This is a genomic window from Massilimicrobiota sp. An142, from assembly GCF_002160725.1.
GTDB classification, from domain to species: Bacteria; Bacillota_I; Bacilli_A; order Erysipelotrichales; family Coprobacillaceae; genus Allocoprobacillus; species Allocoprobacillus merdigallinarum.
Genome location: NZ_NFLD01000002.1, coordinates 95,110 through 107,338, shown reverse-complemented (window position 1 = coordinate 107,338; position 12,229 = coordinate 95,110). Strand labels below are relative to the sequence as shown.

Below are 12,229 nucleotides of genomic sequence, written 5' to 3'. Positions count from 1 at the left end.
TTCTACGACATCATAACATATTTTTTATAAAAAACAAAGAAACATCATGATTTCTCATAAGATTGAGCATGTTTTACTAATTGAAAATACTCTTTAAATTCAGCTTCACTGCAACTTAAAGAAAACTCTTCTCCATAAATTTTATAAAAAGAAACTTCCATGTCACCTGTACGAATCAGACATAAATAAACTTGACCTTTTTTAAAAATAATCAGTTCTTCTTTACCAATTTGCATACGCATGTCCTGAACACAGCGACAATAACAGCGTTTTCCTTCATTAGCCACAGGTGACACCTCCTTAAAGATATTCTATCACTTTTCATATGGCTAAAAAAGAAAAATGATACCCATGTGAGTATCATTTAGTTTTGTGAAAATTCTGCTAAAACAAGATCAGGATTTTTATCTGTTGCCCAACGAACACCCCATTCATTAGAGAACAGTAATAAATATTGTCCTTTTAAATCTTGAACTTTCTTTGTATCTGATGAAAGATTCAATTTCTTAAAATCAACCTGATCATTTTTAATCCAACGAATATATTGATATGGAAGAGGGGTACTGACAATATCAACATTGTATTCATTTTTTAAACGATATGTTAAAACCTCAAACTGTAAGACTCCAACAACTCCAACGATAATTTCTTCCATACCGCCACCAAGCTCAGTAAAAATCTGAATAGCTCCCTCTTGAGCAATCTGTTCTACACCTTTAACAAACTGTTTACGTTTCATTGTATCTTTATTTCTGATTGTTGAAAAATGTTCTGGCGCAAAAGTCGGAATACCTTCATAGGCAAATTTATTTTTAGCCGTGCATAATGTATCACCAATCGAAAAAATACCTGGATCAAAAACACCAATAATATCTCCTGAATAAGCTTCTTCGATTTCTTCACGATTTTCAGCCATCAGTTGTTTAGACTGATTTAGCTTAATCTTTTTATTACCCTGATAGTGGAAGACTTCCATACCTTTTGTAAACTTTCCTGAACAAACACGCATAAAGGCCATACGGTCACGATGTGCTTTATTCATATTGGCCTGAATCTTAAAGACAAAAGCACTAAAATCTTCAGAAAATGGATCTATTTCACCTATATTGCTTTGACGAGGCAATGGTGATGTTGACATTGACAAGAAATGTTTCAAGAATGGTTCAACACCAAAATTTGTAAGTGCTGAGCCAAAGCAGACAGGTGATAGTTCACCTTTGTGGACACGTTCAATATCAAACTGTGCCCCTGCCCCATCTAATAATTCAATATCATCTTGTAATTGTTGATACAAAGTTTCCCCAAGATGTTGTTTTAACTGTTCATCATGCGCATCACAAACTTCAACATCCACTTCTTTTTTACCACCCTGAACTGGAATAAAGCGAATAACTTCTTCTTTTTGACGTTCATAAACGCCCTTAAATTCTTTACCACAACCAATTGGCCAGTTAACAGCACATGTTTCGACTCCCAATTCACGTTCAATTTCTTCCATTAATTCATAAGGATCTTTAGCTTCCCTATCCATTTTATTAATAAAAGTAAAAATAGGAATATGACGCATAGCACAAACTTTAAATAGCTTACGTGTCTGATCTTCGACCCCTTTTGAACCATCAATAACCATGACAGCACTATCTGCCGCCATTAATGTACGATACGTATCTTCTGAGAAGTCCTGATGCCCTGGTGTATCCAAAATATTAATACAAAAACCATCATAATTAAATTGTAATACAGAGGATGTGACTGAAATTCCTCTTTGTTTTTCAATTTCCATCCAGTCACTGACAGCATGTTTAGATTGCTTTTTTCCTTTGACCATACCAGCTTCCTGAATAGCTCCTCCATAAAGAAGAAACTTTTCAGTTAATGTTGTCTTTCCAGCATCTGGATGCGAAATGATCGCAAAAGTTCTGCGTTTTTGCACTTCTTCTTTGAATTCTGACATGATTTTCCTCCTTAACGTCTCTAAGAAATCATATTAATGAAAATCTTATCGTTTGTCAATTTTAAAATGCAAAGTTTCCATCTTTAAAAATCATAAATGTTGATCCATCTTCTAAAGTGGCTTCAATAGACAAATCTTTTGTCCCCATCATAAAATCAACATGTGTCAAAGAATCATTAATACCCTGTTGATAAAGTTCCTCTTTACTCATTTGAAGACCATCTTTGATACATTCACCAAAACCTTTACCAATAGCCAAATGACAAGATGCATTTTCATCAAATAATGTATTATAGAAAATCAGATTTAACTGACGAATAGGTGAATCATAAGGAACGAAAGCCACTTCACCTAAATAATGACTGCCTTCATCCGTTTCAATAATGCTTTTTAAAACATCCTGCCCCACTTTAGCATGATAATCCACAATACGTCCATTTTCAAAAGTGATATTAAATTCATCAACAATATGTCCCTGATAATGTAAAGGCATAGAGCTATAAACAACGCCATTGACCTGATGGAAATCAGGTGAAGTAAAGATTTCTTCAGTTGGTATATTAGGGAAAGAATAAATCCCATCAGTTGTATAACTTCCTCCTCCAGCAAATAAATATTGAGGATTCATACCTATAGTTAAATCTGTTCCAAGACTATTAGAATAATGTAAGGATTTGATTTTCTTTTCATTTAAAATACGAACACGTCTTTCAAATGAACGACGATGTTCATTCCACGCTTCAATAGGATCTTCCTGATCACAGCGTGTCACCTTGAAAATAGCTTTCCATAAAGCATCAACCGCTTCCCCGTCACTCATTTCTGGAAAGACTTTATTTGCCCATCCAATACTTGGAGCGCCCACAATGCACCAGCGATTAATTCCTAAATCTAATGCATCATAAAATGGCTGACAAGCCTGACGCACCGCTTTACTCCAAGTTTGAATTTTTAATGGATCGATATCTTTCAATGATTCAGGATCAGATGATTCAATAGAAATCAAAGCTGCATGTTGAAGCGCATATTGGTTTCTCATTTCCTGAATATAAAGTGGAACTGTTTCAAAATGTTTTTGATCACAATGTTCATATCTTAAACGTGTTACTTCTTCATCACGATAATTGACAATCACATCCTTTGCACCCACTTCATAAGCTTTTTTTGTTAATAAACGGACAAGCTGATAACTGTCAATAGACGCTTCAATGAATAAGTCCTGTCCTTTTTGTAAATTCACACCTTGTTTAATAATAAGTTCAGCATATTTTTCTAACATGATTATCCACCTTTCTATCTAATCAAATGATACCCTATTTTGTTCTATTGTCAACAAGAACTTGTGCCATAAACGACTCTATGTTATAATAAAAAAGCAAAGGAACATAGCACGTATTTTTAAAAGTATTAGTTATTCTTCAAAGCAAAGATTTATTAGTCGTTTAAAAATGAAGTACTGGTTTTTTGCGAAATCTTTTAAGGAGGTACTTCATAATGAGTACAGGTAAAGTGAAATGGTTTAAATCTGACAAAGGGTATGGTTTTATTACTATGGAAGGGCATGACAAAGATATCTTTGTTCATTTCTCATCTATTAACGCTGAAGGATTTAAAACTTTACAGGAAGGTCAAACTGTTGAATTTGATATCGTTGAAGGAGATAGAGGACCTCAAGCTACTAACGTAACAGTTATTGATGATTAAACCATATAAAAAACACATCTTCGGATGTGTTTTTTATATGTGTTCTAACTTGATTGTTTTGATTTTAAAAAGGAAATAATAATATTTAAAAATATATAATCCAATAATAAAAACTCTTAACCACCATAAGTCTGTCAAAAACAATGGAAAAGCAAGCATGAAACTGGCAAGACTTAAAATACAGATTTTTGTTTTTAAAGTCATTGCTCTTTTTTGAACAAATGGTTCTAAATGTCTTTGATAAGCCTTTGTAGATACAAACCAGTTATGCACACGCTTAGAGCTTCTTGCAAAACAAAAGCCAGCCAGTAAAAGAAAGGGTGTTGTTGGTAATATAGGCAATACAATCCCAATAAATCCTAGACCAAAGCTAATCATTCCTATCATCAAATAAATATAACGCATACGTTTCCTCCTAAATTTTTAAAGCATGACGTAAAGCCAATAGAGGATGATAAAAAATCATTCTCGGTCCACTATAACGCATGACTTTTTTGATTTGCTTTTGCATATTCTTTTCATAACAATGAATATGACATTGACTACAAAATGTTTTATCTTTCATCATGGGACATTTTTCAATACGCTTCAAAGCATAATTGACTAAAGTCTTTTCATCTATATCATCATGATGTAAACAATATAAATGAATCATCAAAGCCACAACTTTCATTTCTCTTTGTCGTTTCTTTTCAATATTCATTAGCTGACCCTGCCTTGATCCATTTTGATTGTTTGATTAACAATCTTCATTGTCGATTCACGATGAGAAACAAGAATAATGGTTCTCTCTTTTTCATTTTGTAATGCTTTTAAAATAATCCCTTCATTTAAAACATCTAAATTACTTGTTGGTTCATCTAATAAAATACATTCTGCCTGGCTAAGAAATGCTCTTGCTAGTGAAATTCTTTGTCTTTCTCCTCCTGATAATGATGACCCCAGTTCACTAACAGGTGTCTGATAACCCTCAGGTAAAGACATAATCCAATCATGCAGACTGGCTTTTTGACAGGCGGCTTGAATCTCATCACTTGTAGCATCCAATTTTGCGATTTTAATATTATTTTCAATCGAATCATGGAATAACACAGTTTCCTGTGTGACATAAGCAAACATATGACGCATATTGGATGTATTGATGTCTGTTAAAGGTGTTTGACCTATTTGGATCACACCACGAAGAGGATCATAGAAACGCATAAGTAACTTTAATAAAGTCGATTTTCCACTACCACTCTTTCCAATAATACCTGTCACTTTTCCTTTATCAAAATGAAGATGAAGATTCTGTAAAATAGGATCATCTTGTTGATAAGCAAACGTCACATCATCAACGTGGATATCATCAAATGATATATGAGGCTGTCCCGTCACTTCACAGATAGCTTCCTTTTCTTCTAAAATGGCCATGACACGACGACCACTGCTTAATGTAGAAAGTAAATTATTTGCCAGATTAGACAAGGCCATCACTGGTCCAAAACTTGAAAGCATCAGTACTACTGCCGTTATAACATGATAAACATTGACTTGATTTTGTAAATAGAAAATATACATCACGATAAACATAACGAAAGATGAGATAGATATCAGCAATTGTGAACATACAATTTGCGTAGCCTCAATATTTTTCATGTGTCCTTGCATATCCTCAATACAATCACTACGCTCATTCATCTGTTCAAGACGTTTGTTACCAGCATGATATTGTAAAAGTGTTGATAAACCACGATAGCTTTCTAATAGGAAACTGCTCATATTGCCAATTTCATCACGATTCTTCTGCCCTATCTCCTGCCCTTTGTGATTGACATAAAAGGGAATCACAATAGCCATCATCAAATAAGCAATCAAAGCAATCATCATAGCGAATATATGTATATGAGCAAAAAATTTCAATAAAATCAAAGATGTGAAAAAAGCAATCAAAACTGGTGAAATCGTATGAGCATAGAAAACTTCAAGTAACTCAATATCATTGGTAATAATAGAAATTAAGTTGCCTTTGTCTTTACCATCCAATTTGGCTGGTGCCAGACGTCTTAATGCCGTGTATACATGATCACGTATAATCGCTAGAAGTTTAAACGCAATATAGTGATTCAATGCCTGTTCACCATAATGAAGGACACCTCTTAGTATTGCCAAACATAGCAAAATACCTAAAATCCATGAAAGAGGAAAGTGTGCATACATCCCCGTTGTCTGTAAAATAGCCATCACCGCTATAACGGGAATACCAATCGCACAAAGAAAACCTAAAACACCTAACAAAACAGCTCCTAACATTGGAAGTGTTAATGGTTTGACAAGTTTTAACATTTTCCATATCAATTGTACATTATTCATGGCTATACACCTCCAATTCCTGCTGACTTTGATACATATGATGATAAATGTCTTCTTGATGCATAAGTTTTTGATGTGTTCCCTGTTCTACCAAAGCCCCTTGTTGCATCACATAAATCTCATCACAATGAATCACACTTTGTAAACGATGGGTAATGAAAATAACCGTTTTTGTTTGTGTTAATGTCTTAATGACATTTAAAATATGGTTTTCACTCTCTACATCAATATTACTTGTGGCTTCATCAAAAATATAGACATCTACGTTTTTAAGTAATGCTCTGGCAAGATTCAATCGTTGTTTTTGTCCACCAGATAAATTACTTCCATTTTCTAATAAAGGCGTATCCAATCCCATTTGTTCATGGAAAAAGCCATCTAAACGCACTTGCTTTAATACATCCCATAACTGTTCATCACGATATTGTGAAAACATATTTAGATTTTCTCTAACCGTTCCTTTCAATATCATAGGATCATGTGTCACATACATCACATGTTCCATAAAACTCTCATCACGAATATCACTACGTTGATGATCACCCATATAAAGATATCCTTCTAAACAACGATGATAGCCCATCATTAACTTGGCTATTGTACTTTTTCCTGAACCACTTTCTCCAACAATACCAATAAATTGATGTGGCTGAATATGTAAAGATACATCCTTTAAAATAGGTCTTTTGTCATCATATTGAAAAGAAACATGTTCAAATCTGATATCAAAGGAAGTATCTAAATCATATTGACCATCTGATGATACAGGCAAATCTAAGATTTTAAAGATTTTATCACTCGCAGCAATACCATTCATCGCAATATGAAAGAAAGAGCCTAACTGTCTTAAGGGAATAAAGAACTCAAAAGACATTAAAACAATAAACAATGCGCCAAACAATGATAAAGTCTGATTTTGAAAATGTGTAATCGCAAAAAAGCATCCTAATCCTGCCCCTCCATAGGCAACAACATCCATAATACTGATACTATTTAATTGCATAATCAAGACACGCATTGTAATACGTCTAAAATTCTCTGCTTCCTGATTCATCTGTTGTTGTTTATAAGCATCACTTTGATAAATTTTTAATGTTGTGAGTGCTTGAAGATTTTCTAAAAAACTATCTCCTAGTGTTGTATAGCTGTTCCAATATTTAGAAAGCAGTTTTTTGGCAAACTTCTGTACGAAAATAATTGAAACAGGAATCAATGGAACACAGACAAATAAAACCAAAGCGCTTTTCCAGTCTAAGAAAGCTGTCAAAACAAATAATGTGACTGGTGCTAAAACACTATAAAACAATTGTGGTAAATATAATGAAAAATAAGTTTCTAACTGATTAATACCTTCCACTGATAATTGAACCAATTCACTTGTTCTAACATGATCTTGATAATGACTTCCTAAACTTAAAACTTTTTCAAAAAGACGCTGTCTTAAAGTCTTTTTCACAAGACTTGCTCCTTTAAAAGAATAATAAGTTGCCTTTTTTAAAACATAAGCTCGTATCATCAAAGATACAATCATAACAAGTAAAATCAAAACAACTTTTTCTATGGAAAGTTGTTGATCAAACAACTGTATAAACAAAACACATATCAATAACGTCAACACAATATTCATCAATAAAGCTATCCATTGACAAAATACCTGTTTCCATATATATGATTTTGCATTTGGCATTTCTTTTAATAATCTCTTGTCAAACATGAATACTCTCCTTTTTTGTTAGTCTTATCTAACCGAAGTATCCAAATGTTAGCATAGAGTAACTTGCAAGTCAATAAAAAGTGATAGAATATCCTATCACTTGTTAAAATGAGCTATATCATATGTTTGCCATTGTTGATTTTTTTTGATCAATCCCTGATAACGACATGTTTGACAATCATATTGTAAAACATTTAAAAATTGTGTTGTGATCACAGAAGAATCTAAATATATAAAATCACCTAAACAACAGATTTGATGAAAATCAGATTGACCTGATACTTGATGTGTACCAATATGTCCAGCAATGACTTTTTTATAAAACTGTCCTTGCGAGGCAGGATATTTCATCAAATAGGTATTGACTGTTGATACCTGTTTCCATAGTTCTGGTTGATAATCAATGACTTCAATACCAGCATGCACAAAGATCTGATGATCATTTTCATAATAATAAGGTAAATGTTTTAACCAGTTCATAACAGAAGCATGTTTTTGACATATCAGTTCACGACATTGATGATACATATCTTCTATTATAGAGAAACGATCTTGATGATAAGCAGATGCTCGTTGATAGATGGATGTCATTTCATCTTCACCTGTAAAACTTTCTAACGTTGAAATAGACATATCTATTTGCGTATCCAAATAAGTTTCACGATCTTCTAAAAAAGATAATAACCATTCTTCATGGTTTCCTTGTAAAACTATCACCTGTTGAGGATATGCAACTTGTAGCTGATAAATATATTGCAGTGTCAGATATGAATTTCCATGACGATCACCATCAATATAATCACCAACCAAAATCAATTGATCACCATTTTCAAAACGAACCCATTCATCAACAACATTCTTTAATAAATCATATCTTCCATGAATATCTGAAATTGCATAAATATATGCCATGATATTTTCCTACCCTACAATATTATTCTTCTGTATATTTCGTATTAAAAATATCTTCCTGATCAAAATCTTCCTTCATTTCTTTTAATTCAGGCAATTCATCTAAGGAAGTCAATGAAAATGCATCCATAAATTCATCTGTCACTCCATATAAGATGGGTTTACCCGGTGTATCTTCTCGTCCAACTTCTTTAATTAAAGCTTTCGCAGCTAGTTTTCTAATCATCGCATCACATCCAACACCACGTATTTCTTCAATACGTACACGTGTAACAGGTTGATTATAAGCAATGATTGCTAAAGTTTCTAATGCTGCATTAGACAATGTATTTTCACTTTGTTCAATCATTCTTTGATAATATTCATGATGTTTGGCAAGTGTGGCAAATTTATAGACACCACCAAAATTAACCAGTTCAAACCCTTTGATTGTCTTATCATTTTCAATTTGAATCAGTTCATCAACATATTGTGTCGCTTCTTTTTTACTTAATTTTAAAACAGAAGAGATTTGTTTGATTGTTAAACCTTCATCTCCTGATAAAAACAACATACCTTCTATCACACTTAATATTTCATTTTTGTCCATCAAGTTCTCTCCTTTAAATAGATATCTTCAAAGTTTCCATCCTGTTCAATAACCAGTTCATTTTTATTGACTAAAACAAGAACAGATAAAAAAGTAATCACAAAGAAGATTTTTGTTGGTTCCTCAAACAAATCTTCTAACTTGACTCTTTGATTTTTATGTATACGAAAATACTGTCTAATCTGATCACTACGTTCATCAATAGAAATCTCAACACGTGCTATTTTAGATTCTAATGGTGCTAATAATGCTTTTCTTTGAAACATCTTTTGCATAGCTCTAATTAAATCATAGACTTCCAAATTATCTGGAATCATTTCTGTTGTATCAATAACATATTCATCCATAAAAGCAGGAGCTTTTGTATGAATATATTGTCTTTGTTCATATTTTTCTTTAAATTCATCTAAGACATCTTTATATTTTTTATATTCAATTAATCGTTTGATTAACTGTTCTCTTGGATCTTCCTGATAATCATCTTCCAATTCAACCTTTTGGGCTGGTAAAAGCATTTTACTTTTCATCTCAATTAACTGTGCTGCCATGACTAAATATTCTGACATTGTTTCTAATTGTTGAGCATCCATTTGATCAATATAAGCAAGATATTGATCAGTAATAACTGAGACTTCCAAAGTTTCCAAATCCATTTCCTTTTCTTTAATTAAATGCAACAATAAATCTAATGGACCCTGAAAATCTTCAAGAACAACTTCATATGCCATGCTTCCACCTCCACTAACTTATGTATTATAACATAAAGTCCAATGCCATGACTATATAGAATACCTAAATATTTTTCTATGAGATTGTTGTTTTTTAAAGAAAACATCTTTTACATCATTTTCTTAACTTCATGACTAACAGTCAATTTCTTTTCTATCGGCATTCTTCTATTGAATATCTTTAATCCATAGATCAAATCTCTTTTATTCTTGTTTTAAAACTACTTTTCATCAAGACCAATAAACATCAAATATTCTTTCATTATAGACATGACTTCATGCTGACGAAGGAATGTTGTATATATACAATCTACACATGACTATCATCAATGACACACTTTCCTTGAAACATAAGACCATTCAAAAGACTAGCAAAGCAGTCAGGATGACAAAAATAATTCTTAATATGCGTATCAAATCAATTTCTAAAATTCATCATAATAATAGCTCCTCCTATTATTTATATACGCATTTTTTTATGACACACTTTTTTATCTTTATAAAGATTATAACATAATATTTGCTTATAGCATACTTTTTGATAAAGTAAAAATCCTTTTTACAAAGGATTTTCTTCTTATCGACACATCAATTTAATAATTTCTTTGTCTGTTTCTTTCATACCTTCTCTTGATAGTTGACCAATATTTTGAATCGTATTTTCTACACCTTTTAAAACAAGACCTTCACCGTCTTTAAATTCACAGCCATTTTTATACATATAGTATCCTAATATTCCTGCATCCACACTGGCAGCAATCTTTCCAGCACATGATGGTTTCGCCCCATCACAGATAATACCTGATACAATAGCTAATCCATTAACCATTGTATGACAAAGAGCTTCATAGTCACCACCAAGCAAATAGGCAATTCCACATCCTGCTCCAATTCCAGCGCTGACAGCGCCACAATAGGCAGATAGTCTTCCAATCCCAGTTTTTTGATGAATTGTACATAAATTGGATACAATCAATGCACGATAAAGTTCTTCTTGGCTTTTATGATATTCTTTGGCATATACAATGACTGGTAAAGATGCTGTCATTCCCTGATTACCACTTCCCGAATTAATAATGACTGGCATTTCACAGCCACTCATTCTGGCATCACTTCCAGCTGCTGCATAGGCCTTGGCTTTGACTTTGACATCATCACCATATGTCTTTAATAGAATCTGGCCAATATGTGCACCCCAGTCATTTTTTAATCCTTCACATGCAATAGCATAATTATAATCAATTTGTCGCTGTAAAATATCTTGCACTTCTTCAATCTTTACATTTTTGGCAAACTCATAAATATCACGAATATTCAATAAGCTGCGATCTGTTAAAGTCTGATCCGTAGAAGCAACGACTCCCATCTGGAAAAGGACTTCCTGATCTTTTTCAATATACACAATATTGGTATGAAAACCTGCAATACGTACTTTTGCACGATGATTTTGACCAATTAATTCAACACAGATGTCTAATGCATATTCACTTTCTATAGGTATAATTTCAATAGGTGTTCGATTCAACCATTGTTGCATTTCCTTTTTTTGCTGATCAGTCACATGCGCAATGACTTCTAATACATTTTCTGTAATTCCTGCCACTACACCAGCTCCAATACTTGAAGGAATTCCTTTTAAACCTCCAGTATTAGGAACAACAACACTTTTAACATTTTTAATAATATTCCCACTCACTTTGACTTTAGCTTTTACAATGTCATCATCTAAAACATCACGACATTTACTTGCACAATAAGCCAAAGCAATAGGTTCTGTACATCCCATAGCAGGAACCAGTTCTTCTTTTAAAATCTGTATATAATGACGATAATTTTTTTCTTCCATATTCTCTTCTCCCCGTTACTTTCTTATTCTAACATTATTTTAGAAGATATGAAATACCATTATCTGACAAATCTCAACATTGTGACTCATCGACATAGCACCAAATGACATAAAACATCAATCCTATTGAAAATATAACATAAAGATTATAAAAAAGCATAGCATTCATCAAATATTTTTCCTGTAAAAAAACAATCAATAAGCCCATCTTTGCGATAACAAGTACAAAAGAACCTAAAAATGTATAAAACCAGCCATGTCTTCTTTGATAAAGATAAGACCATACACCTATCAAATAAAAGAGAATACCTATACACGCTAAAAGATTCAACCAATCTATCACAACCATTTCATATAATGGATTATATTGTATAAAAAACAATGGCAGCATACTAATCAAAAAAGCGTTCATTAATCTATGTGTCATCTT

The 12,229-nt window shown here is 32.6% G+C and carries 13 protein-coding genes; 1 reads left to right on the top strand and 12 read right to left on the bottom strand.

The window, feature by feature from the left end; all coding sequences use genetic code 11:
- Positions 1 to 44: 44 nt before the first annotated feature.
- The 3 genes from B5E87_RS01620 to B5E87_RS01610 all read right to left on the bottom strand — a co-directional run bounded on the left by B5E87_RS01620 (position 45) and on the right by B5E87_RS01610 (position 3,233).
- A complete protein-coding gene (locus B5E87_RS01620) occupies positions 45 to 287 on the bottom strand; it encodes a hypothetical protein (RefSeq protein ID WP_087243196.1) in 243 nt (80 codons plus the stop codon).
- Between the two features lie 77 nt (positions 288 to 364).
- Positions 365 to 1,954, bottom strand: coding sequence for a peptide chain release factor 3 (locus B5E87_RS01615; protein WP_087243195.1), 1,590 nt, complete (start codon positions 1,952 to 1,954; stop codon positions 365 to 367).
- Between the two features lie 61 nt (positions 1,955 to 2,015).
- On the bottom strand, positions 2,016 to 3,233 hold the full coding sequence (locus B5E87_RS01610) for an aminopeptidase (RefSeq protein ID WP_087243194.1): 1,218 nt from the start codon (positions 3,231 to 3,233) through the stop codon (positions 2,016 to 2,018).
- Between the two features lie 215 nt (positions 3,234 to 3,448).
- Here B5E87_RS01610 and B5E87_RS01605 point away from each other — a divergent pair, with 215 nt between their 5' ends.
- Positions 3,449 to 3,658 (top strand): cold-shock protein, encoded by a 210-nt coding sequence (locus tag B5E87_RS01605; RefSeq protein WP_087243193.1) that lies wholly within the window; start codon positions 3,449 to 3,451, stop codon positions 3,656 to 3,658.
- A 33-nt stretch (positions 3,659 to 3,691) separates the two neighbouring features.
- Here the strand turns inward: B5E87_RS01605 and B5E87_RS01600 are convergent, their stop codons facing one another.
- The 9 genes from B5E87_RS01600 to B5E87_RS01560 form a co-directional block, all read right to left on the bottom strand.
- Positions 3,692 to 4,063, bottom strand: coding sequence for a YbaN family protein (locus B5E87_RS01600; RefSeq protein ID WP_087243192.1), 372 nt, complete (start codon positions 4,061 to 4,063; stop codon positions 3,692 to 3,694).
- Between the two features lie 10 nt (positions 4,064 to 4,073).
- Complete coding sequence (locus B5E87_RS01595; RefSeq protein WP_087243191.1) at positions 4,074 to 4,361, bottom strand: nitrous oxide-stimulated promoter family protein; 288 nt, start codon at positions 4,359 to 4,361, stop codon at positions 4,074 to 4,076.
- Complete coding sequence (locus B5E87_RS01590; RefSeq protein WP_087243190.1) at positions 4,361 to 6,010, bottom strand: amino acid ABC transporter ATP-binding/permease protein; 1,650 nt, start codon at positions 6,008 to 6,010, stop codon at positions 4,361 to 4,363. Before B5E87_RS01590 ends, B5E87_RS01595 begins: the two co-directional genes overlap by 1 nt.
- Positions 6,003 to 7,724 (bottom strand): ABC transporter ATP-binding protein/permease, encoded by a 1,722-nt coding sequence (locus B5E87_RS01585; protein WP_087243189.1) that lies wholly within the window; start codon positions 7,722 to 7,724, stop codon positions 6,003 to 6,005. Before B5E87_RS01585 ends, B5E87_RS01590 begins: the two co-directional genes overlap by 8 nt.
- 96 nt (positions 7,725 to 7,820) lie before the next feature.
- Positions 7,821 to 8,636, bottom strand: a complete 816-nt coding sequence (locus B5E87_RS01580) for a metallophosphoesterase (protein WP_087243188.1) — start codon at positions 8,634 to 8,636, stop codon at positions 7,821 to 7,823.
- Positions 8,637 to 8,658: 22 nt separating this feature from the next.
- The gene (gene scpB, locus B5E87_RS01575) at positions 8,659 to 9,225 is read right to left on the bottom strand and encodes an SMC-Scp complex subunit ScpB (protein ID WP_087243187.1); all 567 of its coding nucleotides are present in this window, start codon (positions 9,223 to 9,225) and stop codon (positions 8,659 to 8,661) included.
- Positions 9,225 to 9,953 (bottom strand): segregation/condensation protein A, encoded by a 729-nt coding sequence (locus B5E87_RS01570; protein ID WP_087243186.1) that lies wholly within the window; start codon positions 9,951 to 9,953, stop codon positions 9,225 to 9,227. Before B5E87_RS01570 ends, scpB begins: the two co-directional genes overlap by 1 nt.
- Positions 9,954 to 10,530: 577 nt before the next feature.
- Positions 10,531 to 11,799, bottom strand: a complete 1,269-nt coding sequence (locus B5E87_RS01565; RefSeq protein ID WP_087243185.1) for an L-cysteine desulfidase family protein — start codon at positions 11,797 to 11,799, stop codon at positions 10,531 to 10,533.
- Between the two features lie 73 nt (positions 11,800 to 11,872).
- Positions 11,873 to 12,226 carry a hypothetical protein gene (locus B5E87_RS01560; RefSeq protein WP_087243184.1) on the bottom strand — a complete coding sequence of 118 codons (354 nt, stop codon included), beginning with the start codon at positions 12,224 to 12,226 and terminating at the stop codon, positions 11,873 to 11,875.
- Positions 12,227 to 12,229: the final 3 nt, after the last annotated feature.